This window comes from Rhodococcus globerulus (assembly GCF_019334125.1).
GTDB classification, from domain to species: Bacteria; Actinomycetota; Actinomycetes; order Mycobacteriales; family Mycobacteriaceae; genus Rhodococcus_F; species Rhodococcus_F globerula.
Genome location: NZ_CP079698.1, coordinates 2575451 through 2600900, shown reverse-complemented (window position 1 = coordinate 2600900; position 25450 = coordinate 2575451). Strand labels below are relative to the sequence as shown.

The 25450-nt window shown below is 62.9% G+C and carries 21 protein-coding genes; 18 read left to right on the top strand and 3 right to left on the bottom strand.

The genetic code is table 11. From position 1 onward, the window contains the following. Positions 1 to 219 precede the first annotated feature (219 nt). From KYT97_RS11850 to KYT97_RS11830, 5 genes are all read left to right on the top strand, one after another. Positions 220 to 2463 carry an IniB N-terminal domain-containing protein gene (locus KYT97_RS11850; protein ID WP_219112313.1) on the top strand — a complete coding sequence of 748 codons (2244 nt, stop codon included), beginning with the start codon at positions 220 to 222 and terminating at the stop codon, positions 2461 to 2463. Between the two features lie 106 nt (positions 2464 to 2569). Further along, on the top strand, positions 2570 to 4444 hold the full coding sequence (locus KYT97_RS11845; protein WP_219112311.1) for a dynamin family protein: 1875 nt from the start codon (positions 2570 to 2572) through the stop codon (positions 4442 to 4444). Beyond that, positions 4441 to 5913, top strand: a complete 1473-nt coding sequence (locus KYT97_RS11840; protein WP_219112310.1) for a dynamin family protein — start codon at positions 4441 to 4443, stop codon at positions 5911 to 5913. The genes KYT97_RS11845 and KYT97_RS11840 overlap by 4 nt, the downstream gene beginning before the upstream one ends. 104 nt (positions 5914 to 6017) lie before the next feature. After that, on the top strand, positions 6018 to 7601 hold the full coding sequence (locus KYT97_RS11835; RefSeq protein WP_219112309.1) for an MFS transporter: 1584 nt from the start codon (positions 6018 to 6020) through the stop codon (positions 7599 to 7601). A 24-nt stretch (positions 7602 to 7625) separates the two neighbouring features. Beyond that, positions 7626 to 8285 (top strand): FMN-dependent NADH-azoreductase, encoded by a 660-nt coding sequence (locus tag KYT97_RS11830; protein WP_219112307.1) that lies wholly within the window; start codon positions 7626 to 7628, stop codon positions 8283 to 8285. On the opposite strand, the gene KYT97_RS11825 is transcribed toward KYT97_RS11830, so the two are convergent. Together KYT97_RS11825 and KYT97_RS11820 are read right to left on the bottom strand one after the other, a co-directional pair. Beyond that, positions 8286 to 9296 (bottom strand): TIGR03617 family F420-dependent LLM class oxidoreductase, encoded by a 1011-nt coding sequence (locus KYT97_RS11825; protein ID WP_219112306.1) that lies wholly within the window; start codon positions 9294 to 9296, stop codon positions 8286 to 8288. Next, positions 9293 to 9811: a hypothetical protein gene (locus tag KYT97_RS11820; protein WP_219112305.1), complete on the bottom strand. Its 519-nt coding sequence runs from the start codon at positions 9809 to 9811 to the stop codon at positions 9293 to 9295. Before KYT97_RS11820 ends, KYT97_RS11825 begins: the two co-directional genes overlap by 4 nt. Positions 9812 to 10062: 251 nt before the next feature. Here KYT97_RS11820 and dnaK point away from each other — a divergent pair, with 251 nt between their 5' ends. From dnaK to KYT97_RS11775, 9 genes are all read left to right on the top strand, one after another. Then, positions 10063 to 11916, top strand: a complete 1854-nt coding sequence (gene dnaK, locus KYT97_RS11815; RefSeq protein ID WP_033235710.1) for a molecular chaperone DnaK — start codon at positions 10063 to 10065, stop codon at positions 11914 to 11916. Beyond that, on the top strand, positions 11913 to 12518 hold the full coding sequence (grpE, locus tag KYT97_RS11810) for a nucleotide exchange factor GrpE (RefSeq protein WP_219112303.1): 606 nt from the start codon (positions 11913 to 11915) through the stop codon (positions 12516 to 12518). The genes dnaK and grpE overlap by 4 nt, the downstream gene beginning before the upstream one ends. Before the next feature lie 22 nt (positions 12519 to 12540). Next, on the top strand, positions 12541 to 13716 hold the full coding sequence (gene dnaJ, locus KYT97_RS11805) for a molecular chaperone DnaJ (protein WP_033235708.1): 1176 nt from the start codon (positions 12541 to 12543) through the stop codon (positions 13714 to 13716). Continuing rightward, the gene (locus KYT97_RS11800) at positions 13716 to 14123 is read left to right on the top strand and encodes a heat shock protein transcriptional repressor HspR (protein WP_033235707.1); all 408 of its coding nucleotides are present in this window, start codon (positions 13716 to 13718) and stop codon (positions 14121 to 14123) included. Before dnaJ ends, KYT97_RS11800 begins: the two co-directional genes overlap by 1 nt. A gap of 343 nt (positions 14124 to 14466) precedes the next feature. Beyond that, positions 14467 to 15684, top strand: coding sequence for an ABC transporter substrate-binding protein (locus KYT97_RS11795; protein ID WP_033235706.1), 1218 nt, complete (start codon positions 14467 to 14469; stop codon positions 15682 to 15684). Continuing rightward, complete coding sequence (locus KYT97_RS11790; protein ID WP_033235705.1) at positions 15681 to 16538, top strand: branched-chain amino acid ABC transporter permease; 858 nt, start codon at positions 15681 to 15683, stop codon at positions 16536 to 16538. The genes KYT97_RS11795 and KYT97_RS11790 overlap by 4 nt, the downstream gene beginning before the upstream one ends. 1 nt (position 16539) lies before the next feature. Then, positions 16540 to 18390, top strand: a complete 1851-nt coding sequence (locus KYT97_RS11785) for a branched-chain amino acid ABC transporter ATP-binding protein/permease (protein ID WP_219112911.1) — start codon at positions 16540 to 16542, stop codon at positions 18388 to 18390. Continuing rightward, complete coding sequence (locus KYT97_RS11780) at positions 18390 to 19109, top strand: ABC transporter ATP-binding protein (RefSeq protein ID WP_033235703.1); 720 nt, start codon at positions 18390 to 18392, stop codon at positions 19107 to 19109. The genes KYT97_RS11785 and KYT97_RS11780 overlap by 1 nt, the downstream gene beginning before the upstream one ends. A gap of 134 nt (positions 19110 to 19243) precedes the next feature. Next, positions 19244 to 20416 (top strand): NADH:flavin oxidoreductase, encoded by a 1173-nt coding sequence (locus tag KYT97_RS11775; protein WP_033235702.1) that lies wholly within the window; start codon positions 19244 to 19246, stop codon positions 20414 to 20416. Between the two features lie 66 nt (positions 20417 to 20482). On the opposite strand, the gene KYT97_RS11770 is transcribed toward KYT97_RS11775, so the two are convergent. After that, on the bottom strand, positions 20483 to 21661 hold the full coding sequence (locus KYT97_RS11770) for a serine hydrolase domain-containing protein (RefSeq protein WP_033235701.1): 1179 nt from the start codon (positions 21659 to 21661) through the stop codon (positions 20483 to 20485). A gap of 191 nt (positions 21662 to 21852) precedes the next feature. On the opposite strand from KYT97_RS11770, the gene KYT97_RS11765 reads away from it, so the two are divergent. Genes KYT97_RS11765 through KYT97_RS11750 form a run of 4 tightly spaced genes read left to right on the top strand, consistent with a single transcriptional unit; the run spans position 21853 to position 25449 of the window. Beyond that, positions 21853 to 23478, top strand: a complete 1626-nt coding sequence (locus tag KYT97_RS11765) for a flavin-containing monooxygenase (RefSeq protein ID WP_033235700.1) — start codon at positions 21853 to 21855, stop codon at positions 23476 to 23478. Next, entirely contained in the window at positions 23475 to 24266 is a 792-nt protein-coding gene (locus KYT97_RS11760) for a mycofactocin-coupled SDR family oxidoreductase (RefSeq protein ID WP_033235699.1), read from the top strand. Before KYT97_RS11765 ends, KYT97_RS11760 begins: the two co-directional genes overlap by 4 nt. Before the next feature lie 4 nt (positions 24267 to 24270). Continuing rightward, the gene (locus KYT97_RS11755; protein ID WP_174557323.1) at positions 24271 to 25095 is read left to right on the top strand and encodes a mycofactocin-coupled SDR family oxidoreductase; all 825 of its coding nucleotides are present in this window, start codon (positions 24271 to 24273) and stop codon (positions 25093 to 25095) included. A 51-nt stretch (positions 25096 to 25146) separates the two neighbouring features. Then, positions 25147 to 25449, top strand: coding sequence for a hypothetical protein (locus KYT97_RS11750; RefSeq protein WP_033235697.1), 303 nt, complete (start codon positions 25147 to 25149; stop codon positions 25447 to 25449). Position 25450 lies beyond the last annotated feature (1 nt).

The following is a 25450-nucleotide window of genomic DNA, read 5'->3' as shown; positions in this document are numbered from 1 at the left end:
AGGCTCCTCGCTGCGAAGTAGGGGAGCGATCCCCTATCGGGGGCAAATCCCCTAACGCCGATACCGGGGGATTCTCTCTGCGGTCTGCAGTAGGAGTGGGGGCGTTCCCCGTTGGGGTCGGCGCTCGATCGACTTAGCGTTGACGGCAGTCGATTCGCATGCAGCGAAGCACCATCCGCTCGAACCGCGATACTCACCAAGATTTCAGGAGAACCCATCATGGCTACCAATGCCGTACTCGAATTCATTCTCGGTCTGTTGCGTGACGACGAGGCCGCCGCTCAGTACTGCGCAAATCCCGTCGCAGCACTCAATGCAGCCGGCCTGTGCGAGGTGAGTCCTGCCGACATCGTCGCCGTTGCACCTCTTGTTGCCGAGTCCGGACTTTTTGCCGGAGCGGGCGCTGACCTGTCCGCGATCGTCAACGCCGGAACCCAGGCAGCCGGAGTGCTCGGCGGCACCCTGGGCGGCGGACTGGGCGCTGGCCTCGGTTTGGGAGGCAGCGTCGGTCTCGGCGCGGGAGCCGGATTGGGTCTCGGCGGCGCGCTCGGTGGTGAGTTCGGTGGTGGCATCGACGTCGCCGGTGATTTTGCCGCGGCACTGAGCGCTGCCCTCGCTATCGGTGGCGACATCAGTGCGCAGCTCGGAGCCGCTTTTGGTGGCGTCATCGAGGCTGGTCTGGGGCTTGGCTCGGCTGTTGATCTGGAGGGCGTTCTCGATATCGGAGCACAGCTCAGTGCGGCTCTGAGTGGGGCGCTCGGCGTGGGTGGCTCTCTCACCGCTGAGTTGGGTGCGGCGCTGGATGCTGCGATTGCCGCGGCCGGTGGGCTGGACTTGGCGGCCGGGCTTTCCGGAGCGTTGGCGCCGGTGTTCGCGGTCGGTGGGGATATCGGTGCGGGTCTCGGTCTGGCACTCGGCGGAGTGCTCGACGGCGCCGCTAGCCTCGACGGACTCCTCGCTCTCGGCGGTGGGTTGGGTGCCGGCCTGTCAGGCGCACTCGAATCGGCGTTGGCACTCGGTGGTGGCATCGACGTCGCCGGTGATTTTGCCGGTGCTCTGGGCGCGGCGCTCGGATTCGGTGGGGACATCAGCTCGCAGCTCGGAGCTGCTTTTGGCGGAGTCCTCGAAGCTGGTCTCGGTCTCGGTTCCGTGGTTGATCTGGGGGGAGCTCTCGACGTCGGAGCTCAGCTCAGTGCGGCTCTGAGTGGGGCGCTCGGCGTGGGTGGATCTCTCACCGCTGAGTTGGGTGCGGCCCTGGACGCTGCGATCGCCGCGGCCGGTGGGCTGGACCTGGCGGCCGGGCTTTCCGGAGCGTTGGCGCCGGTGTTCGCGGTCGGTGGAGATATCGGTGCGGACCTCGGCCTGGCACTCGGCGGAGTGCTCGACGGCGCCGGGAGTCTTGACGGGCTTCTCGCTCTCGGCGGCGGATTGGGCGCAGAGCTGTCGGGCGCACTGGAATCGGCGTTGGCGCTGGGCGGTGGAATCGATCTCGGCGGCGATCTGAGCGCTGCCTTGTCCACTGCACTCGCGGCCGGCGGATCGATCGGCACCGACCTCGGAGCGTCTCTCGGCGGCACGCTGGGGGCCTTGACGGACGTCAGCGCACTGACCGGCCTGGCCGGCGATCTTGATCTCGGCGCCGTACTCAGCGGGGCGCTGACAAGCGCACTGGGAGTGGGCGGAAGTCTCGACACCGGGGTGGAAGCTGCATTGGCAGGCGCTCTGGATTCGGCTCTGGCTCTCGGCGGCGGACTTGACCTCGACGCCGTACTTGGCGGAAGCGCGGATCTCGGAACCGAGCTTTCCACGGTGCTGTCCGGTGCTCTGGGCGGCGGAGGATCGGTCGGAGCAGACCTCGGCGGCGCACTCGGCGGCGTGTTGAACGGATCCACAGGCTCGGCAATCGGCGGCGACGCCGTCGCAGGGCTTGGTGCGTCGTTGGATGCAGCACTGAACGCCGGCGGATTCGATACCGGTTCGATCGGCGCAACCCTGCCCAGCCTCGACCTGGGGGCCGTGAACCTCGGTTCCGTCAGCGCGGATCTGCCGGAACTCGATCTCGGCAGCTTCTCGGCCGAGGGGCTGGATATCGGCGGGGTCAGTGCGGGCCTGAACTCGACGGTTGGCGGCGTGCTTGACGCAGGTGCCGGTCTCGATGCAACAGCCGGCCTCGACGCGGTCACTGATGCGGCGACGCAGATCGGTGGCTCGCTCGAGGGCGCACTTGGCGGTTCAGGCGCACTCGGTGGATCGTTCGATGGCGGTCTGGGCGGTTCATTCGACGGCGGTCTTGGTAGCTCGACCAACCCCTGGTCGTCGATCGACGCCAGCGACGTATTCGGGACCGGATCAAGCGGATCGCTGGCTGCTGATTCCTCGGAGTCGTTGTTCGCGCCGGACTCGGTTGCCGACGTTGTCGAGCAGGTCGATCCGCTGGCAGTACTCGACAACCTGCACCCCTGAGTCAGCGGGTAGGGAAACGGACTGATGTAACAATTCCGGCCCTGTGTGCGCTAAGCGTGCAGGGCCGGAATTGCCGAATCGGAAGAACTGCGAGTCGACGGAACACATGGAAACTGCAGCGGATCAGGTCAGCAGTCGTAAGGCACGCGTCGCGTCGGCGGCCGCGTCGTTGCTCGATCGAACGGCGGTACTTGCGAGAGATATCGATCGATCCGATCTGGTCGCACGCGCCGAGAGCGCGCTGGTGCGCGTCACCGATCCCCGGATTCGCATCGTTGTTGTAGGCCCGCTCAATCAGGGCAAGAGCCAGTTCGTGAATTCGCTGCTCGGTTGCGACGTGTGTTCCGTCGGAGACGACGAGACAACGGCCGTTGCGACGGTAGTTCAGTACGGGGAAACCGCTGGCGCAGAGCTGGTTCTGGCCGAACCTGGTAGTGAGCCTCGGAGAGTTCCGCTCCCGCTCGACGAGTTGCTCGGCATAACGCCCGCAACACCACGGGCCGACGGACGGGAAGTCCTCCGCATCGACGTTTCCGTTCCGAGCCCGCTGTTGGCCGACGGGCTGGTCTTCATCGACACACCGGGCGTCGGAGGGCACGGAAATCCGCATGCTGCTGGAACTTTGGGACTGATTACGTCGGCAGATGCGGTGCTGGTGCTCTCGGATTCCAGTGCGGAGTTCACCGAGCCTGAAGTCGCGTTCATCCGGCAGGTCCTGAATCTGTGCCCCGTTGTTGCCGGTCTTGTCAGCAAGACGGATCTGTACCCTCACTGGCGTCGGATTGTCGAAGCAAATCATGGTCACCTGCAACGCGCCGGCCTCGAGCTTCCGCTGATTCCGATATCTTCCGTCCTGCGATCACATGCGCTGCGCTTGGACGACCGGGAACTCGATGCGGAATCCGGATTTCCCGACCTCTATCAGTTCTTGCGGGACAAGGTTGTTGCGCGCGGCGAGGCAAATACGCGGCGAGCGGTGGTGATGGACGTGCAGTCCATTGCCGCCCACTTGTCGCTGGAAATGGGCAGTGAGCTTGCGGCGCTGCGTGATCCGTCGACGGCGCAAGCAGCAGTGGCCGGATTGCATCGGGCCAGGGAAGTGGCAGAAGAACTGCACAAGAAGACCTCCCGCTGGCAGCAGAGCCTTGGCGACGGAATCGCAGATCTCGCTGCAGATATCGATCACGACCTGCGTGACCGTCTGCGCCGCGTCACCCGAGCGGCCGAGGAAACCGTCGACGAGTGTGACCCGGGCAAGGACTGGGATGCCGTCGGGAGTTGGCTCGAGCAAGAGATCGCCACAGCCATCGGAGACAACTTCGTCTGGGCGCATGATCGTGCGCAGTGGTTGGCGGAGGTAGTGGCCGAACACTTCGCCGAAACCGGTGACGTGGCGCTGCCGCAGATCGACCTTGCCGACACCGACGCTTTCCTCGAACCTGTTGCGGCGCTGTCGGATCTCGAATCCGGCCGTATCGGCATCACGCAGAAAGTTCTGGTGGGCATGCGCGGTTCGTACGGTGGCGTCCTGATGTTCGGGCTGATCACCACGATGATGGGTATGGCGTTGGTGAATCCGATCTCGATCGGTGCCGGAGTTCTGCTTGGCACCAAGGCTTATCGTGAAGACAAGCAGACACAGGTGCTGAAGCGCCGGGCCGATGCAAAATCGGCGATCAGGCGGTACGCGGACGACGTGAGTTTCCAGGTGGGCAAGGAATCGAAAGACCGGCTCCGCCTGGTGCAGCGGCTCCTGCGTGATCATTTCACCGACATCGCCGAGCAGGCTTTGCGATCGATCAACGAATCGTTGCGAGCGACGCAGGAGGCGGCCAAATTGGAATCGAGCGAGCGGGCAGGACGTATCGCGCAGCTCGAGGAGAATCTGCGTGCGGCAGAGGAATTGACCACGCGTGCCGGATCGTTGGTCGGCGAGCGAGTACCGGCCGGCCGGTCTCGGAAGGCTGAGGTCGGAGCATGAATGTCACCGCCACGGAGTCGGCGCGCACGTTGATCGAGCAGGCGCGAGGATTTTACGTCGACAGCCCGGAACTCTGTGCTCAATTGGACGAGTGCGCGGCGCGGTTGGACGAGCCGCTGCGGGTAGCTCTGGCTGGTTCGCTCAAGGCCGGTAAGTCGACACTTCTCAATTCTCTTGTCGGGCAGGATATTGCACCGACTGATGCAACCGAATGCACACGAGTTGTCACCTGGTATCGAAACGGCACGACGCCGAAGGTAAGCGCTACGGACTCCAGCGGCACCGAGTTCCACATACCGGTGGCACGCAACAGCGGCCGGCTGACGTTCGATCTGGGTGAGCGAACATCAGAGATCGTTGATCGAATCGACGTGGAGTGGCCGTCGTCGGCGCTGGCGCGCATGACGATCATCGATACACCAGGCACGTCGTCGCTGTCCACCGACGTGTCGGCCCGGACGTGGAAAGCCCTTGTTCCCGACGACGGGGTGCCCGGCGCTGATGCCGTCGTGTATTTGCTGCGGGCGCTGAATGCGACTGACCTGCAGTTCTTGACGAAGGTTGCCGAACACGTCGGTGGTGAATCAGGTCCGCTCGGTGTGATCGGGGTGCTCTCGCGCGCGGACGAAGTGGGCGCGGGCCGAATGGACGCGATGGCGTCGGCCGATGATGTGGCGGGACGGTTTGCCGAGGAACTCGGCCGCTCGGGCCTGTGCCAGTCGGTGGTTCCGGTCGCCGGACTGTTGGCACTGGCTGCCCGAACTTTGCGGCAGAGCGAGTTTGCCGCGTTCGCGGCGCTTGCCGAGGTGCCTGCAGCCGATCTGAGCTCGGCGATGCTGTCGGCGGATCGTTTTGTCCGCGAAGATAGTTCGCTGCCAGTGGATGCGGCGATGCGGGCTCAGTTGGTGGAACGGTTCGGGCTGTTCGGGATTCGGCTGGCGGTGACGTCGGTCAAGTTGGGCGTCGGCGATTCTCCCACGCTGGCAGCGGAATTGCTCCGCCGCAGTGGATTGGACGAGTTGCGTCGGGTGATCGACGTTCAGTTCGGCCAGCGCGCCGACCAACTCAAATCTCATACAGCGCTGGTGACACTGAGCCGACTGCTCGAACGCAATCCGCGCGAGAACACTGCACCGATCGCAGCGTCGGCGGCGCGACTCCTCGCCGACGTGCACGGTTTTCGCGAACTTCGACTGCTCGGGCGGCTCGGATCGGTTCACACCGATCTCTTGCCGGACGATCTCGCAGCGCTGCAGCGATTGATCGGTGGCCACGGAATCAGAACGCACGAGCGCTTGGGGGCGGCAGAAGGGGAGAGCCTCGATGCTCAGCGGGCCCAGGCCGCGGACGCAGCGCAGCGGTGGCGCACATTGTCGTCGCACCCACTGTTCGATCAGTTCACAGCGAGAGCGTGTCAGGTCGCAGCGCGCAGTGCGGAAGGTGTACTCGCGGAAATCGTGGCCGAATAGGGATGTCATTAGTCCTGCGCGAGCGAGCTGACGGATCTATGTTGAGTTCGGAATGATCCGGACAAAACGCCTGGTTCGGATTCGGCCTCGTTGGGAGCAGCCCTATGTCGAACGACATCACGTCGAAGTCTCCGGATCGTGCCACGTACGTACTCGGCACACTCATTCTGGTTGCGGCGGTGGCAAACCTCAATCTGTCGGTGGCCAATGTTGCCCTGCCTGACATCGGCAAGGCGTTCGACGCGAGTCAGACGCAACTCAATCTGATAGCCGTCGGGTATTCACTGGGATTGGCAGGCACAGTCCTGTATCTCGGTGCGGTCGGTGACCGGTACGGCCGCAAGATGCTCCTGGTGACGGGTATGGCGTTGTCGATTCCGGCGTCACTCGTCGCGGGGTTCGCAGGCGGCTTCGAAGTATTGTTCGCGGCCCGCATCGTCGGTGGTATCTCGGCGGGCTTGGCGTTTCCGACAACGCTGGCGATCATCACGGCACTGTGGGCGGGGCCGGCGAGGACAAAGGCGATCGCGATGTGGTCTGCGATCGGTGGCGCGATTTCGGCTCTCGGCCCGATCGTTTCCGGGGCGTTGCTCGAGAAGTTCGATTGGGGCTCGGTCTTTTTCGTGACCCTCCCGTTGGCTCTCCTGGCCTTGGTGTGCGCGGTGATTCTGGTTCCCGCCCATGTCAACGAGACCACCGATCCGGTTGATCATCTCGGAGGAATCGTGTCCGTCGTTTTCATCGGGGCGCTGGTGTTGTCCATCAACTTCGCACCGGTCAAGGGCTCCGGAACAATGGCGTTGGTCCTGGGCGCGATCGCACTGGTCGCCGGTATCGGGTTCTTCCTGCAACAACGACGCGCAGTCAATCCACTGTTCGACCTCCACGTAGCCGCTCGTCCCACCTTCTGGGTAGCGGCCGTTGGCGGCTTGGTGGTGTTCGGTTCGCTCATGGGCGCAATGTTCATCGGCCAGCAGTTCCTGCAGAACGTACTGAGTTACTCGACGCTGGCGGCGGGTGCGGCCATCATTCCGGCCGCTCTGGCGATGGTGATCGTTGCGCCGCGGTCGGCGACGATGATCGAAAGGTACGGCGCCCGTGTCACTCTGCTCTCCGGTTACCTGTTTGTGGTTCTCGGATTGTTTGTCGCGCTGTTCATGTGGAACGAAAGCACACAGTACTGGCAGGTCGCGCTCGCCTACGCGCTTGTCGGTATCGGCGTCGGCCTGGCCGGCACACCGGCATCGCGTTCCCTCACCGGGTCCGTTCCCGTACACCGCGCAGGTATGGCGTCGGGTACCTCGGATCTGCAACGCGACCTGGGCGGCGCCATCATGCAGTCCATTCTCGGTGGAATACTCACGGCCGGGTACGCAAAATCGTTGGGGAATGCGATCTCGTCATCGCCGGAAGCATCCCAGGTAACCCCCGAAACTCAGGCCGCACTCACCAAATCGTTCTCCAGCGCCGAAGTTCTGGCAGAGCGCTACCCGCAATACGCGGATCAGATCATGACCGCCGCCAAAAGCGCCTTCCTGGACGGCGATACCAAGGCCTACATTGCGGCAATCATCATCGTGTGCGTCGGCGGCGTGGTGGTGACGTTCTTCTACCCGCACCGCGAGCGCGAGCGTGTACTGCTGGCGCAGTACGCGGCGGAATCCGATCTCGCAGAGGAGAAGAGTTGAGCGCGCTCTGGTACTGATGGAAGGATGCCACAGCTACTGCACATCGATTCCTCTGCCGACCTCCACGCGTCGACGTCCCGTGAACTCACCGCGTTGTTCGCTCAGACGTGGGCCGAGATCAGCCCTGACCATGAGGTAGTCGGGTTGGATCTGCACCGGGATCCGCTGCCACACCTCTCGGACGCGGCCCTGCACTACGCACAGCGGCTGCGAGTGGCTGGAGAGCAGCCGGCCGCCGATTCGGAAGCACTGCAGGCTCGCGTCATCGAGCAACTCGCTGCTGCGGATGTTGTCGTGATCGGTGCACCGATGTACAACTGGTCGATCCCGTCCACGTTGAAGGCGTGGATCGACTACGTGCATGTCCTGGGAACGACTGTGCCTTTTGATACGCCGCCTGCTGGAACTTCTGCTCAGCCCATGGCGGGTAAGCCGGTGGTGATCGTGTCCAGTCGCGGAAACACCTATGCGCCGGGTTCCGGGAACGAAGGCGATGACCATACCGTGCCGCCGCTCGTTCAGGTGTTGGGTGTTTCGATGGGTATGAACGTCAGCGTTATCACCGCGGAACTGACTTTGGCGCAGCGTATTCCGCCCATGGCACCGCTGATCGAGCAGGGGAAGATCAGCCTGAGCGCTGCCCGTGATTCGTTGATCGATCTTGCCCGCACGCTGGGGGCGTGATCAGGACCGGGCGAGCGCCGAGATCATCGACGCCACATCTGCCGGATCCGCGTCGTAACCCGGGAAATAGCAACATACTTCGGTGGCATGATTTCCGAATCGTCGCCGGATTTCGGTAGCGCATTCTTCCGGTGTGCCGACGACAGCAAGAGTTGTCAGCATGGGATCGGTTATCAGTGACGCCATTTCGGCGTACCCGCCTCGCTTGGACAGCGCGTTGAGCTGGGGCTGTACGTCGCCCCAACCTTCGATGTCGAGCACGGGCCGGTAGGCAGGGGTCGAGCCGTAGAACGAGAGCAGGCTGCGGACTCCGCGGGCCGCTGCATCCAGTTGCTCGCCGCCACGTCCGACGCCCACGATCACCTGCGGGATGATCGTGAATTCCTCTCGGGTTCGGCCGGATTCGTGGAGGCCGGCGTCGACGGCCGGCAGGGTTCGCTCGAGGAAATGGCGCTCGGAGTGGAACGGCATGACCAGCAGACCGTCGGCCACTGCCGCCGAGGTTCGCGTCATGATCGGCCCGAGTGCGCCCATCAGAATCTGCGGGCGACCGAACGGGTTGGGGCCGGGGTTGAAGGTGGGCGGCATCAGGGTGTGGGTGAAGAACTCGCCACGGAAGTTCAAGGGAGTTCCGTGTTCCCACGCGTCGAAGATCGCGGTGATCGCGCTGACGGTTTCCCGCATGCGCGCCGCCGGCCGCGACCACGTTGCGCTGTAGCGCTTCTCGATGTGCGGTTTGATCTGCGAACCGAGCCCCAAGCGGAACCGTCCCCGGCTGAGAAGTTGGAGATCGTTCGCGGAATGTGCCAGGTGCATCGGGCTGCGGGGGAGCGCGATGGCGACATTGGTCATGAGGTCCAACTCCACCGACGACGCGGCTTCCACGAGCGGGAAGAAGACGTCGTGTGGGCCTTCGAACGTGAAAAGCCCACCGGCGCCGGTCTGGGCAAGTTCGCGACTGCGGGCGGCCCCGTTGCCGGGTGCGGAGTCGAGCTGAATGTGAACTTTCATCGGCGCACGCCGATGATCGCCGCCACCGCTACAACCGTGCAGTACAGGAGTGGTCCCCAGCCGAGTACGGCGCTCACGTCGTCGGCGCCCGAGACCAATGACCGGAATCCCAGGCCTGCGGCAATCCCGAGTACGCCCACCACCGCGCCCACGATCCGCGCGGAAGACTTCCGGGCAGACAACAGTTGCACTGTCAGAAGCGTGAACAGAAGTAGAAGGACAGCAGCGGCGCCACTGCCGATCAGGACGACGGTGACCGCGTCGGAGATGTCGGTTGCCGAGTAATCGGGATTGTCCCGCGCGATCGACGCCTCTAGTGCGCTACGGATCTCGGTCAGGTTCACGATCATGATCGCGGCGATTGCCAGGAGTACAACGACGGACCCCGCCCAGGCCGCCATCGAGACTTTTGGTGTTCGATGGGGCGAGTGCTGGTGCAGCGGACGGATCGAGACTGCGGGCCTTGCGGGACTGGGGCGCGTATCGGCGCTGGGAGAATTGTCGGGATCCGTCACGGGCCGATCGTAACCAGTCCGGGTGATCCGGAGCACATTTCGGAAATTTCTCGGAGGCTGGGAACAAATTTACCGGTGTTGTAGTTGACCATTTCGACAAGCTTGAGCGCCCCCGGCTCAACTTCGAGTTGACTCTCAGCCTCGGTTGAGGGCAAACTTGAGCGGAGGACGCTCACCAAGCGAAAAACGCGCGGTCATGGCCGAGATCAAGCACTCGGACAGAGCACCGCAGAACGAAAGGTAGGAACACTATGGCTCGTGCAGTCGGTATCGACCTCGGTACGACCAACTCGGTAGTAGCAGTGCTGGAGGGCGGCGAGCCCGTAGTGGTCGCCAACTCCGAAGGCTCGCGTACCACGCCGTCCGTCGTCGCATTCGCAAAGAACGGCGAGGTCCTCGTCGGCCAGCCTGCGAAGAACCAGGCGGTCACCAACGTCGATCGCACCCTCCGCTCCGTCAAGCGCCACATCGGCACCGACTGGAATGTCGAGATTGACGGCAAGAAGTACACGCCGCAGGAAATCAGCGCTCGCACGCTCATGAAGCTCAAGCGTGACGCAGAGGCTTACCTCGGCGAAGAAATCACGGATGCCGTGATCACTGTCCCCGCATACTTCGAGGACGCACAGCGTCAGGCCACCAAGGAAGCCGGCCAGATCGCCGGCCTCAACGTTCTCCGTATCGTCAACGAGCCCACCGCGGCTGCACTGGCATACGGCCTGGACAAGGGTGACACCGAGCAGACCATTCTGGTCTTCGACCTCGGTGGCGGCACCTTCGACGTCTCCCTGCTGGAAATCGGCGACGGCGTCGTCGAGGTTCGCGCAACCTCCGGTGACAACCACCTCGGTGGCGACGACTGGGACGAGCGCATCGTCTCCTGGCTCGTCGACAAGTTCAAGGCTCAGAACGGCATCGATCTGACCAAGGACAAGATGGCCCTGCAGCGTCTGCGTGAGGCTGCGGAGAAGGCGAAGATCGAGCTCTCCAGCTCGCAGAGCACCTCCATCAACCTCCCGTACATCACGGTCGACGCGGACAAGAACCCCTTGTTCCTCGACGAGCAGCTCACGCGTAGCGAGTTCCAGAAGATCACCTCTGATCTCCTCGACCGCACCCGCGCGCCGTTCCAGGCCGTGATCAAGGACAGTGGCATCTCCGTCAAGGACATCGACCACGTTGTTCTCGTCGGTGGCTCCACCCGTATGCCGGCTGTCTCCGACCTGGTTCGCGAGATGACCGGTGGCCGTGAGCCCAACAAGGGCGTCAACCCGGACGAGGTTGTGGCCGTCGGTGCTGCTCTGCAGGCCGGTGTCCTCAAGGGTGAGGTCAAGGACGTTCTGCTCCTCGACGTCACACCGCTCTCGCTCGGTATCGAGACCAAGGGTGGCGTGATGACCAAGCTCATCGAGCGCAACACCACCATCCCGACCAAGCGCAGTGAAACCTTCACCACGGCTGACGACAACCAGCCTTCGGTGCAGATCCAGGTGTTCCAGGGTGAGCGCGAGATCGCTTCGCACAACAAGCTTCTCGGCTCCTTCGAGCTCACGGATCTGCCGCCCGCACCGCGTGGCGTCCCGCAGATCGAGGTCACCTTCGACATCGATGCCAACGGCATCGTGCACGTGACCGCGAAGGACAAGGGCACCGGCAAGGAAAACACGATCAAGATCCAGGACGGCTCCGGTCTGTCCAAGGAAGAGATCGAGCGCATGGTCAAGGACGCCGAGGCTCACGCCGAGGAAGACAAGGCCCGCCGCGAAGAGGCAGAGGTCCGCAACCAGGCCGAGTCGCTGGTCCATCAGACGGAGAAGTTCGTCAAGGAACAGCGTGACGGCGAGAACGCTGGCAAGGTCTCCGAGGAGATCCTGACCAAGGTCGAGGCAGCGATCAAGGACGTCAACGACGCCCTCGCAGGCACCGACATCTCGGCAGTGAAGACCGCCGTGGAGAAGCTGGGCACCGAGTCGCAGGCTCTTGGCCAGGCAATCTACGAGGCCTCCGCAGCCAGCGAAGCCGGAAACACCGACGGCGCAGGCAATGACGACGACGTCGTCGACGCCGAGGTTGTCGACGAGCCTTCCGACTCGGACAAGAAGTGACCTCGGACAACTCCGAGAACAACCCGGTCGACCCCGAGACCGGTGCACAGGGAGAGGCGGGCGGCGGCGGCCGGCCGCCGCTCGACTCGGAAGACACAGGGGTAGTGCAGGAAGCCGAGGCCATCGTGGAAGAAGCGACGTTGGCTGACCAGTTGGCAGAACGCACTGCAGACCTGCAGAGCTTGCAGGCACAGTTCATGAACTACAAGCGCCGCGTCGACCGCGACAAGCAGGTCGACATCGCCAACGCGAAGGCCTCCGTAGTGGGAGTGCTCGTCCCGATCCTCGACGATCTGGATCGTGCACGCGCACACGGAGACCTCGAAGAGGGTCCGCTGCGAGCCCTCGCGGACAAGCTCAACACCACCCTCACGGGTCTCGGCTTGAGCGAGTTCGGCGCCGTGGGAGACGCTTTCGATCCCGAACTGCACGAAGCTGTGCAGCACGAAGGTGAAGGAGCCGACCCGGTCCTGAGTGTGGTCATGCGTAAGGGCTACAAGTTCGGTGACCGCGTCCTGCGACACGCGATGGTAGGCGTTGCCGATCGAGTGGGCGAGCAGCCTGCCGACGGCAGCGCAGGCGCAGAAGAAGAATCAAAGTAACAGCGAGAGGAGGAGACGCCCAGTGAGTCAACGGGAGTGGATCGAGAAGGACTTCTACAAGGAGCTGGGCGTCTCGTCCTCAGCTTCGGCCGACGAGATCAAGAAGGCGTATCGCAAGCTGGCTCGGGATCTGCATCCCGATGCCAACCCTGACGATCCCAAGGCCGAAGAGCGCTTCAAGGCTGTCAGTGAAGCGAACACGATCCTGTCGGATCCGGAGAAGCGCAAGGAATACGACGAAGCCCGAAGGCTCTTTGCCAGTGGCGGATTCGGCCCCCGGGCGCAAGGCGGCGGTGGCGGATTCAACCCTGGCGCCGGCGGCTTCGACATCAACGACCTGTTCGGCGGCGGTGCCGGCGGTCAGGATTCGGGTCTCGGCGACATCTTCGGTGGATTGTTCAACCGCGGCGGCGCCGGTCAGCGAACCTCGTCCGCTAATCGTCCGCGTCGGGGCAAGGATCTCGAAACCGAAACCACACTCGGGTTCCGCGAAGCGGCGCTCGGTGTCACGGTTCCGCTGAGGATCACCAGCCCGGCGTCGTGCACCACCTGCCACGGCAGCGGCGCAAAGCCGGGCACCAGCCCGCGAGTGTGCCCGCACTGCAACGGAACCGGTGTCATCAACCGCAACCAGGGTGCTTTCGGATTCAGCGAGCCGTGTGACGATTGCCGGGGAACCGGTTCCATCATCGACTCGCCCTGCGAGGACTGCCACGGCAGCGGCGTCACCAACCGCACCCGCACCATCACGGTGCGCGTGCCGTCCGGCGTCAGTGACGGTCAGAAGATCAGGCTCAAGGGCAAGGGTGAAGCGGGACTCCGCGGCGCTCCCGCCGGCGACCTGTTCGTCAACATCCGGGTGCGTCCCGACTCCGTGTTCGGACGCAACGGCGACGACCTCACGGTCACTGTGCCGGTGAGCTACGGCGAACTGGTTCTCGGCACCACACTGTCGGTACCGACGCTGGAAGGCCGTGTCGGCGTCAAGGTTCCACCAGGAACTGTGGACGGGCGTGTTCTGCGGGTTCGCGGACGCGGTATTCCGAAGCGGCCTGAAGGAGCTGGCGATCTGCTGGTCACTGTCAAAGTGTCCGTCCCGCAGAAGCTGGACGACGCGGCGATCGAAGCGCTCGAGACCTATCTCGAAGCAGAGAAGGCGAGCGGATTTGATCCACGGGCCGGGTGGGCCGGTGTGTGATGACCGAGCAGCCGAAGAATCAGAGAGACGTATCGCTTGACCCCGATGCTCAGATCTTCGTAATTTCCGTGGCCGCCGAATTGGCGGGCATGCATGCGCAGACCTTGCGCAACTACGACCGTCTCGGTTTGGTGACCCCGCACCGCACCACCGGTGGCGGGCGCCGTTACTCCCCGAGAGATGTTGCGCTTCTTCGTGAGGTGCAACGCCTTTCGCAGGATGAAGGCGTCAATCTTGCCGGAATCAAGCGGATCATCGAGCTGACAAATCAGGTCGAGGCTCTGCAGCATCGAGTTCGGGAAATGGCTGAAGAGATCGCCAAGGTCCATGCCGGCTACCGCCGGGAACTGGTGCCGATACCGCGCAACAATGCGTTGGTGGTGTGGAAACCGCGTAATCAGCGGTAGCGCGTAGCAGCACGAGCTTACGGCCCGGTGGCCTTTCGAATCACAGGATTCGCAAAGGTCACCGGGCCGTTTTGCTGCGTTCTTTTGATGATTTTCATGTACTTCCACCCAGCGGGAATTACCCTGTCGAGACGGCCTGAATGTGCATAGCGTTCGCCTGGATGGCCCGTTTGACGTTAGCCAGATCACATCCTATGCTTCGAACCCAAGCAACCGCTTGCTGGATTATCAAGCGGGTGCTTGGTCGACTGATGCCTAAAACGGGGTGTGTCCATCGGTCGGGCTAATTCCACGTCAGGTATTCGCCTGACGTTCGATACAAATGGGTTCTAGGAGTGCGGACATGAAACGTCGGCCTATTCTTGTGGCGGCAGTTGCTGCGACGGCGGCTCTGACTCTCGCGGGTTGCAGTGGCTCCACTGATTCGGAAGGCGGAGCAGACTCGCCTTACCGGGTTCTGCTGACCGGCGGCATCAGCGCCCAGGGCGTTCTCGCGGCGAACTCGCAGACGTCGCTGCTCGCGACCAAAGCCGGCGTTCAGGTCCAGAACGCGGCCGGCGGTATCGATGGTCGTCAGATCGAGTTGACGACGGTTGACGATGCAGGCGACGCCACCATCGCGGTGACCAAGCTGCGCGAAGCGATCAACTCGGGCAACAAGCCGGACCTCTACCTGAACTCCGGTCCGTCATCCATCGCTGCTGCAGTGCTGCCGATCCTCAAGCAGAACAACATCCTGTCGATGAGTATGGCGCCCTCGCCCGATTCGACGGACCCCGCGAAGTTCCCGCTCAACTTCGACCTCGCCCCTGGCGCGACGGATACCGCTCGCGGAATCTCCGAGTACGCAAAGACCAAGGGCTACACCAGTGTCGGAGTTCTGCACGGCAGCACCGCGTACGGTGAGCTCTTCGGCGAGGAGATGACAACCGAACTCGGCAATGCCGGGCTGAAGGCGGCCGGCAACGAAGAGTACGACGCCGCTGCCCTGGACATGACGGCGCAGTTGCAGTCGCTCAAGAACTCCGGGGCCACGGCAATTGCGTTGGACGCGTACGGCGCCCCGCTCGGATACGTACTGCAGAGCCTCGAACGTCTGGGCTGGGATGTGCCGTTGATCGGAAACACGTCGGTATCGGCCACCAACCTCATCGCCAATGATCCGCCTGCCGGCGTCCTGGGCACTCCGCAGGTGAAGAACCTTGTGACGCAGGTGTTCACCAGCACGGTGTTCGATCCGAACAACGAACTGGTCAACACGATGGTGGACACGATGGCATCGCTGGGTTCCATCCCGTCCACGCTGATTCTCGCGGACAACTACGACGCATTCCCCCTGGTTGCGGCCGCAGCGGAGAAGGCCGGAAGCTCGACCGACCCGAAGAAGCTTGCCGAAGCACTGGAAACCTCTGAGGTCCAGGAGAATGCCAAGACGGCGTTCCTCTCTCGCTACAATTTCAGTGCCGACAACCACGGTCCGAACCCGAATACCAGTGAGCTGCAGTTCATCAGCCCCACGAAGATCCTCAACGGCCAGTTCGGAAACCCGGCCGCCTCATGACAATTCTGTGGTCCGGGTTGGCGCTCGGCGCGGTCTACGTGCTCGTCGCCATCGGATACAACATCGTTTTCGTTTCCTCCAACACGTTCAACTTCGCTCAGGCTCAGCTGATGATGGTGGGCACGTTTGTCGCCTACACCGGGTTGGTCACTCTGAAACTCCCCGTACTCGTGGTGGCGGTCATGGCCACCGTGACGGTGATGCTGTTGGCAGCAGTGGAGGAGATCATCGCGATCAGACCGGTCGCCGATCATCAGAATCAATTGGTGACAACACTCGGCGTTGCCACCCTGCTCAACGGTGCGACGCAGTTGATCTGGGGCAGTGAGCCTCTCACGGTTCCGTTCTTCGGCTCGAACGATCCCATCACCTTGCTCGGCGGCCGAACCTACCCGGTGGAGATCGCCCTGCTGGTTGCGGCGATCGCACTGGTCATCGGCTTGAGCTACGTCTCGAAGAAGACGATGACGGGCCTGGCCCTGATCGGAATCTCCGAAGACCGCGAGGCGGCGATGCTGCGCGGCGTCAACGTACGACGGTTGGCACTGGGAGCGTTTGCCTTCTCCGGTGCCTTGGCCGGCGTCCTCGGACTCCTGGTCGGTCCCAAGACGTTTGCGGTCGCGACGTTGGGTGCCGCGCTGGCACTGAAGGGGTTCGTGGCGTTGGCGATCGGCGGATTCGGTTCTCTGCCAGGCGCTTTGATCGGCGGTCTGACCGTCGGTCTGGTGGAATCGTTCACCGCGCTGTGGGCGGGCAGCCAGTACAGCAATATCGCCGTCTTCACGGTGCTGATCGTCATCTTGATGGTCAAACCGGCCGGATTGTTCGGCAATGTCCGAGAACGGGTGGTATGAAATGGTAAGCGCGTGGCGGACTTTCCGTTCCCTTCCGAGTTGGATTCTCCCGCTGGTCCTGGCTGCGGTGATCTTGCTGCTGCCCGTGATGGGGCTCGACCTGTCGACGTCGCGGCAGATTCAGTTGGCGTGCATCCTGGCGCTGGTGGTCAGTGGCTTGAACCTGAGCCTCGGCTTTGCCGGTGAACTGGCACTCGGGCAGGCCGCGATGTACGCGGCCGGCGCCTACACGGCGGGTCTGATGTCGCAAGCCGGTCACACCGACATCCTGGTCCAGCTCGCTGCCTCCGGTGCGGTGGCTCTGGGCGTCGGCATTCTGACCGGTGTTCCCGGTCTGCGCCTGGGCAATTGGTCACTCGCCATGACGTCGTTCTTCCTGGTGCTGCTCGTGCCGGACGTGCTGGCGATCTTCGGCGGCAAGACCGGTGGCCGAAACGGCCTCACCGGCATGGAGCCGCCGACGCTCTTCGGTTCCGAACTCGACACCCAGCAGTACTACATGGTGGTCGTCGTCGTGACCGTTCTCTGGTTCGCGGTGATGCGCAACCTCGTGGTCTCACGCCACGGCATCGCGTTCCGCACGCTCAAGCAGTCGCCGGTGTTGGCGTCCTCGCAGGGTGTGTCGGTGTTCCGGATGAAACTGCTCGGCTATGCGATCGGCGCGTTCCCGGCCGGTCTGGCGGGTGCGTTGTTCGCCAACACCGACCTGTTCATCTCGCCGGAAGCGTTCGGGTTCACCTTTGCCACAGCAGTTCTGGCGGCATCGATCCTGGGCGGCGCGGCAAGTGTGTACGGCGCCGTTGTCGGTGCTGCGATCATGCAGCTCGGGCCCAACCAGTCGACGGCGTTCCAGGAGTACTCGCTGATCTTCTACGGCGGCTTCCTGATCATCGGCGGCGTTCTGCTCTCGGGCGGTTTGACGAAGGTCGGCCGCTCGATGGTCTCGAAACTCGATCGCAGGGCGGGTCTGGGCGCCGTAGTTCCGAAGGAGGATGGCAGCGCCGCAGTCGAACTGGCGCCGATCAACGGTGCACGGTTGGTGGTCGACGGGGTATCGAAGGCGTTCGGTGGCAACCAGGCACTCAACGCCGCGACCCTGAGCGCGGAGGCCGGTAAGGTCACCGCGTTGATCGGTCCCAACGGTTCGGGTAAGACGACCATGCTCAACATGATCTGCGGGTTCTACACCGCAGATGCCGGCGTGATCACGATCGGTGACACGGTGGTCTCCCAATCCTCACCGCACACGGTGGCGCGTGTCGGTGTCGCTCGGACCTTCCAGACTCCGACGATTCCCGAGAACATCACGGTCCTGGAAGCTGTTGCCTCCGGACGCTATTCGGTGCACCGGGCGTCGATGGCGTCGGCTGTGCTGCGGTTGCCCAGCTTCCGCAAGGTAGCGAAAGCCGACATCGTCGAAGCCGAGCGGGTGCTCGAGTTGGTCGGGATGTCGCACCTGCGCAACGAGATCGCGACGTCGCTGCCACTGGGTATGCGTCGTATGCTCGAAGTTGCCCGCGCCGTCATCGCCGAACCGCGAGTCGTCCTCTTCGACGAGGTGGCGTCAGGACTCGACGAGGACGAACTCGAACGCCTGGCAGACCTGATCCGGGTGCTGCGCGATGCCGGGGCCACAGTGGTGTTGGTAGAGCACAACTTCCGGCTCGTACTCTCACTCGCCGACGAGATCGTGGTGTTGGCGCAGGGGCAGGTGATCGCCACCGGTGATGCCGCGGCCATCGAACACCACCCACGCGTACTCAGTGAGTACCTCGGAGTGAAATCCGGCGACGAACAAGCGCTTCTCGAAGAAATCGGTGCCGTCGACCATCAGAACAGTGAGGTGAAGTGATGGAACCGATTCTCAAGGTCCGCAACCTGCAGACCGGGTACGGCGATCTACGGGTCGTCTGGGACGTCTCGTTCGACGTCTATCCCGGCCAGGTCACGGCTCTGCTCGGCCGCAACGGCGCCGGCAAGACCAGCACGTTGCGCGCTCTGTCGGGGCTGAACAAGGTGGCGTCGGGGACCGTCGAGATGGACGGCGCCGACATCACCGGAGTTCCCGCGCACAAGCGGGTGCGCCAAGGAATGGCGTACGTGCAGGAAGGTAAGCGGGTCTTCCACAAACAGACCGTGGAGCAGAACCTTCTTCTCGGCGGGTACACCCGCAAAGTGAAACGCGGCGAGCTCATGGAATCGGTGGAATCCATGTACGAGATGTTCCCGATCCTGGGGGAGAAGCGTGCGCTTCCCGCCGGTTCCATGTCGGGTGGTCAGCAGCAGATGCTCGCGATCGGCGCGGCGTTGATGGCGCAGCCGAGGTTGCTCCTGCTCGACGAACCTTCGGGCGGTCTCGCTCCCGTGATCGTCGGTGAGGTGATGGACCGCGTCCAGCAACTCAAGGAAACCGGGTTGGCGGTCCTGCTGGTGGAGCAGGCCGTCGAAGCGGCGATGAGCGTCGCCGATCACGTGACAGTCCTCGACATCGGCAAGGTGGTTCTCGACGCCGACGCCAAGGACATTGACGACCTGGCAGTTCTCAAGGACGCGTACTTCGGACGCGTCTGAACAGCGGCGAAAAGGACTTCAGCCCGGCCACCACGGCCGGGCTGAAGTTGTCTCCCGCTCGGTGGCACGGCCCGTAGCCAGCCGTCGAGCATGCGCCTACCGTCGTCGAACAACTCCTGTGAGAGGCAAACTCGATGACTGCTCCTGATGTGCTCGCTCCGGCAAAGCTCGGTCCGGTGACCCTGCGAAACCGCATCATCAAGTCCGCAACGTTTGAAGGCAAAACTCCCGATGCACTGGTCACTGACGACCTGATCGAATTTCATCGACGCCCGGCAGCAGGCGGCGTTGGAATGTCTACCGTCGCGTACTGCGCCGTTGCGCCCGAGGGGCGCACGGAATACGGCCAACTATGGATGCGGCCCGATGCCCTGCCCGGACTGCGACGGCTCACCGACGCGATTCACAGCGAAGGTGCGGCCGCGTCCGCTCAGCTCGGACACGCCGGCCCGGTCGCGAATCAGAAGTCGACCGGACTGCCCGCACTGGCACCGTCGAGCTCATTTAATCCGTTGAGCATGAGAATGATTCGCACCGCCACCACCGCGGACATCACCCGCATTGCTGCCGCACACGGCAGCGCCGCACAACTTGCTGTCGAGGCAGGATTCGACGCAGTCGAAATCCACTTCGGCCACAACTACTTCGCGAGCTCGTTCCTGAGCCCGAAACTGAACCGTCGCAAGGATTCCTACGGTGGATCGCTCGAGAACAGGGCCCGGGTTGTTCTCGAGACCGCACGCAGCGTTCGTGACGCTGTCGGCGACAAGATTGCAATCTTGGCCAAGCTCAACATGGATGACGGTGTGCCAGGCGGATTCTGGGTGGACGAAGCGATTCAGGTGGCGCAGTGGCTGGAGGCGTCCGGCAGTGTCGACGCGTTGGAATTGACGATGGGCAGTTCGCTGCTCAATCCGATGTACCTGTTCAAGGGTGACGCGCCGATCCGTGAGTTCGCTGCCGCGATGCCGCAACCGGTTCGACTGGGTGTGCATCTCGTGGGTAAGAGCATGTTGCATGCGTATCCCTACAAGCCGCTGTTCATGCTGGAAGAGGCTCGGCAGATCCGTGCGGCGGTGAAGTTGCCGCTGGTGCTGCTCGGCGGTGTCACGGACAAGGCGGGGATGGATACCGCGATGGCGGAAGGATTCGAGTTCGTCGCGATGGCCCGCGCCTTGCTCCGTGAACCCGACCTGGTGAATCGGATTGCGGCAGAATCGGATACCCGATCGCTGTGCATCCACTGCAACAAGTGCATGCCGACTATCTTCAGCGGTGCGCGCTGCGTGCTGGTCGAACGCGCCTGAATGCTCCAGAACGGTTGCGGCCCGACATCTTCGTGATGTCGGGCCGCAACCGTCCGAAGGGTGAATTTACTCGGCTTGCTTGATCCAGTCCGTGGCATACATCGTCATGGGACCGAAGAACTCGTGAACGACGTCGTTGACCGCTTCGAGTCCGCTTTCGCTGTTTGTCATGATCACAACACTGCGACCTGTCTCGGGGTAAGCGATGAAAAAGGCTTTGAACGCGCCGTTGTCGCCCCAGTGCCAGATCGCCTTCCCGAGTTCGTTCTCCTGCAGACCGATGCCGAGGCCCCACTTGATGTGGTCGATCGCGTCTTTGTTGCTGCCACCGTGGTCAGCGCTGCCAGCAGCGGTGAACATCATGTCCCGAGTTGCAGGTTCGAGTCCTTCGCCTGCGAGAAGTGCTCCGCGCAGGAACTTCGAGTAGTCGCCGGCCGTTGTCTTCAGGGTGTACGCGACGTTTGCCCGGGGAAAATTGCGCAGGGCCTTTGCCGTGCCGTCGGCGGTATGACCGACCGCGGTGACGGCCTCGAAGGCCGGGTTGGTCAGTAAGTCGCTGCTTGTCATTCCGAAACGCTGGAAGACGCGCTGCGAGGCAAGTTCCGCAAACGATGTGCCGGTGAGCGACTCGACGGTCTTCTGCAGGTAATAGAAGCCTTCACCCGAGTATGACCACTGGGTCCCGGGTTCGAAAGTAGTACTGACCGGCGTGGTCTCGAACTCTGCACTCGATGGGCCGGTCGCCCAGTTGGGCAGGCCGGTGGTGTGCGTCAGCGCCATTCTGGCGGTGATCTTGTGGGCTGCAGGATCGGCAGCGATGCGTGGGTATTCAAAATACTCGGACAGTGGCCGATCGAGATCGATGACACCCTCGTCCACCAGTTGGAGGACAACGTACGACGCCACCACTTTGGTCAGTGAGGCGGCCTCGAAGACGGTATCCGACGTGACGGTGCTGCCGGTCTCGATGCTCGAGACACCGTAGTTGAACTCCTGTCGTCCCTTGCCGTCCGTGTACACGACCTGTGCTCCGGGAATGCCATGCGCGGCAAATGCTGCGTTGATTCGCTGCGCTAGCGCGGGATCCGTGCTTCCGCTCAGGGAACCGGTATCGAGAAAGGCAGATCCGGTGGTAGGGAAATTGATCGGCTGAGCCCCGGCGCCGACTGCGGTCGAGATAACGATTGCTATGGAAAATGTTGCGGAAAGTGCAGGTATTAAAACCTTGCGTTGAGCGGACTTCACAAAGACCTTCTTCGAATACAGGGCTGATGGGACTCCCGAATGTTAGGAGACCCGTTTGCCTGTTTTCCCAGGTGTAACTGCGGGGTCATTAACTCTCAACGCGATTGAAACGAGTCAGGCGTGATCATGACTGCCCATCCACCGGGAGAAGCCGTTCCGGAACCGATGGAGCAACTCGTACCGTTTTCAGCATGACCGATCCTGATATCTCCACCGCACCACTCGACGTCGTAGTCATCGGCGCCGGCGTCGCAGGCCTGTACGCCATGTACCGACTCCGCAAGCAGGGACTGCGTGTCCACGGCTTCGAAGCCGGCTCCGGAGTTGGTGGAACGTGGTACTTCAACCGCTACCCGGGGGCTCGCTGCGACGTCGAGAGCTTTGATTACTCATTCTCATTCTCCGAAGAGCTGCAACAGGATTGGGACTGGAGTGAGAAGTACGCTGCGCAGCCCGAGATTCTCGAATACCTGGACCACGTGGCGGATCGGTTCGACCTGCGGAGCGGTTTCACCTTCGACACGCGGGTGAAGAGCGCGCAGTTCGAAGAGGAATCGGCGCTCTGGCGAGTGCAGACCACCACCGGGCATGACGTCACCTCACGTTTCGTCGTGTGCGCCACTGGCAGTCTCTCGACGGCGAACATGCCGAACATCGACGGGCGAGATTCCTTCGCGGGGGATGTTTTTCACACCGGGTTCTGGCCGCACGAAGGCGTCGACTTCACTGGAAAGCGAGTGGGTGTCATCGGCACCGGATCGTCGGGAATTCAGTCGGTGCCTCTGATCGCCGAGCAAGCCGATCATCTGTATGTGTTCCAGCGATCGGCGAATTACAGCGTCCCGGCTGGAAACACACCTCTTGACGACGCACGCCGCGCCGAGATCAAGGCAAGCTATGCCGAGCGTCGCGCGCTCAGCAAGCGCAGCGGCGGCGGCTCCCCGTTCATCTCGGACTCGCGAAGCGCGCTGGAGGTTCCTGAAGACGAGCGGACCGCAGCGTACGAGGAACGATGGCGCCTCGGGGGAGTGCTGTTCGGCAAGACATTTGCCGATCAGACCAGCAACCTCGAAGCCAATGACACGGCACGCGAGTTTGCCGAGTCCAAGATCCGTTCCGTTGTGGAAGACCAGTCGATCGCGGATCTCCTGATCCCGAACGACCATCCGATCGGTACCAAGCGCATTGTGACGGACACGAACTACTACCAGACGTACAACCGGGACAACGTCACCTTGGTCAACCTGAAGAAGGCTCCGATCGAAGCAATCGACGCGACCGGGATCAAGACCACCGAATCTCACTACGACCTGGATGCGCTGGTGTTTGCCACCGGATTCGACGCGATGACCGGTGCACTCGACCGAATCGACATCCGTGGACGCGGCGGGGAAACCCTGCGTGAGAACTGGCATGCCGGGCCGAGAACGTATCTGGGACTCGGGGTCAACGGATTCCCGAACCTCTTTGTCGTGACCGGACCAGGCAGCCCGAGCGTTCTGTCGAACATGATCCTCGCGGCAGAACAGCACGTCGACTGGATTGCGGACGCAATTGCCCATCTCGACGCGAATAATCTGACCACCATCGAACCCAGCGTCGAAGCAGTCGACGGATGGCTCGAGGAGTGCTCACGTCGAGCGTCGGCCACACTGTTTCCTTCGGCCAACTCCTGGTACATGGGTGCAAACATTCCCGGCAAGACGCGGATCTTCATGCCCTTCATCGGCGGGTTCGGCGTCTACAGCGACATCTGCGCGGACGTCGCGGCGCAGGGATATCGAGGCTTCGAACTGAACAGCGCGGTCCACGCATGAGGCGGCTCGAGGGCGCGCGCGTGCTGGTGACCGGGGCGGCCGGCGGCATGGGGCGTGCGCACTGCATTCGGCTCGCCGAGGAGGGTGCGTCGGTGATCGCGTTGGATATGGCGGCGTCCGGACTCGATGAAACCGCTTCGGCCGTGCGTGATCTCGGCGGCGCGGCGGTCATGGGCATTGCCGACATCCGCAACTACGAGGAACTCGCAGCAGTGGTGGCGGACTGCGTCGCCGAAATCGGCGGGCTGGACGTCGTTGTTGCCAACGCAGGCGTCTACGACACGCCCGGACCTACGTGGACCATCGACCCGTCCGTGTGGAACCGTTCGCTCGACGTCAATCTGACCGGAACCTGGCACACCGTGAAAGCGTGTGTTCCGCACTTCGGCAACGGCGGATCGGTTGTTCTTGTCAGTTCGACGGCAGGAATCAAAGGCATTGCCGGAGCGGGTCATTACAGTTCCGCCAAGCACGCCGTCGTCGGACTGGCTCGAACCCTGGCCAACGAGTTGGGAGCGCAGAGTATTCGCGTCAACTCAGTGCATCCGGGTTCGGTGCGAACACCGATGATCATCAACGAACGGGTATTTGCGAACCTGTGTCCGGGCATCGAGAATCCCACGGAATCCGACGCCGCGGCCGTCCTGAGTGCTCGAAACTTGTTGCCAGTGCCGTGGGTTGATCCGGTGGACGTGAGCAACGCCGTGCTGTTTCTTGCGTCCGAGGAGTCCCGCTACATGACCGGCTGTCAGTTGGTGGTCGACGCCGGCCTGACCCAGAAGGTGTGAACTGATGAGACTCGAGGGAAAGATCGCACTGGTCACCGGTGCGGCACGGGGAATCGGACGGGCTCAGGCCGTGCGTTTTGCCGAAGAGGGCGCAGACATCGTCGCGGTCGACGTGTGTGCCTCGGTGGACACGACGCTCACGCCGCCGTCGACCGAAGCTGATCTTGCGGATACCGTCGCGCAGGTAAGGGCTCTGGGACGGCGCATCGAATCAGCGGTGGTGGATGTTCGTGATCTCGAGGCGCTGCGAAGTGCTGTCGATTCAGCGGTCGGAACACTCGGTGGACTCGACATCGTCTGCGCAACAGCGGGTATCACGTCTTCGGACAGTGCCTTGGCGATGTCGGAAGACATGTGGCAGACGATGCTGGACGTGAACCTGACCGGCGTGTGGCACACCACTGTCGTCGCTGCGCCGCATCTGATCGCGCGGGGTGGGGGATCGATGACGCTCACCAGTTCCATCGCCGGGCTCAGAGGGCTCGTCGGTGTTGCGCACTACACGGCAGCCAAGCACGGCGTCGTGGGCTTGATGCGGTCACTGGCAAAGGAATTGGCGCCGCACAACGTGCGCGTCAATACCGTGCACCCCACCAACGTGGATACACCGATGATTCAGAACCCCGCGGTGAGCAGTAAGTTTCGCCCCGATCTGGAAAATCCGACGCGCGAAGAGTTCGCCGAAGCGGCGATGACGATGAACATGCTCGCGATACCGTGGATCGAGCCGGTAGACGTGGCAAACGCGGCACTGTTCCTCTCCTCCGACGAGGCCCGCTACATCACGTCCGTCGCATTGCCCGTGGACGCGGGTAGCTCGTCCCGTTGAGATCCGTCACGGTGTGTAGCGTCGGTTCCACCTAACCGAAAGGCGCACACCGTGACGGAACGACGCTATCTCGAAGTGACAGTCGGCGCGAACATCATCCTGGTGCTCGACCACCGCACCGTCGAGGTGTTCGACCGGACCGCGGCGAGCACCAGTGAGGTATGCCGTTGGCACGTCGAACATATTGGAGTGAAAGCAAAGCCGACGAAGTCAGGCCTGAAACTGACGATCGGCAACCGGCTTGCCGACGACTCCATTGCCGTCGCCGGAGCGCGTGCTTCGCTGACGGTTCCGCCGGACGAGGAGGCGGCCGTGATCGCGTTCTTCGACGCGGTCAAAGCCGCCCGCTCCTAGC

Coding starts and splice junctions, on each gene's coding strand:
- KYT97_RS11850 (WP_219112313.1), top strand. CDS start 220: ATGGCTACCAATGCCGTACTCGAATTCATTCTCGGTCTGTTGCGTGAC.
- KYT97_RS11825 (WP_219112306.1), bottom strand. CDS start 9,296: ATGAAAGTTCACATTCAGCTCGACTCCGCACCCGGCAACGGGGCCGCC.
- KYT97_RS11785 (WP_219112911.1), top strand. CDS start 16,540: ATGGTAAGCGCGTGGCGGACTTTCCGTTCCCTTCCGAGTTGGATTCTC.
- KYT97_RS11830 (WP_219112307.1), top strand. CDS start 7,626: ATGCCACAGCTACTGCACATCGATTCCTCTGCCGACCTCCACGCGTCG.
- KYT97_RS11795 (WP_033235706.1), top strand. CDS start 14,467: ATGAAACGTCGGCCTATTCTTGTGGCGGCAGTTGCTGCGACGGCGGCT.
- KYT97_RS11790 (WP_033235705.1), top strand. CDS start 15,681: ATGACAATTCTGTGGTCCGGGTTGGCGCTCGGCGCGGTCTACGTGCTC.
- KYT97_RS11775 (WP_033235702.1), top strand. CDS start 19,244: ATGACTGCTCCTGATGTGCTCGCTCCGGCAAAGCTCGGTCCGGTGACC.
- KYT97_RS11765 (WP_033235700.1), top strand. CDS start 21,853: ATGACCGATCCTGATATCTCCACCGCACCACTCGACGTCGTAGTCATC.
- KYT97_RS11755 (WP_174557323.1), top strand. CDS start 24,271: ATGAGACTCGAGGGAAAGATCGCACTGGTCACCGGTGCGGCACGGGGA.
- KYT97_RS11760 (WP_033235699.1), top strand. CDS start 23,475: ATGAGGCGGCTCGAGGGCGCGCGCGTGCTGGTGACCGGGGCGGCCGGC.
- KYT97_RS11800 (WP_033235707.1), top strand. CDS start 13,716: ATGACCGAGCAGCCGAAGAATCAGAGAGACGTATCGCTTGACCCCGAT.
- KYT97_RS11780 (WP_033235703.1), top strand. CDS start 18,390: ATGGAACCGATTCTCAAGGTCCGCAACCTGCAGACCGGGTACGGCGAT.
- KYT97_RS11840 (WP_219112310.1), top strand. CDS start 4,441: ATGAATGTCACCGCCACGGAGTCGGCGCGCACGTTGATCGAGCAGGCG.
- dnaK (WP_033235710.1), top strand. CDS start 10,063: ATGGCTCGTGCAGTCGGTATCGACCTCGGTACGACCAACTCGGTAGTA.
- KYT97_RS11845 (WP_219112311.1), top strand. CDS start 2,570: ATGGAAACTGCAGCGGATCAGGTCAGCAGTCGTAAGGCACGCGTCGCG.
- KYT97_RS11835 (WP_219112309.1), top strand. CDS start 6,018: ATGTCGAACGACATCACGTCGAAGTCTCCGGATCGTGCCACGTACGTA.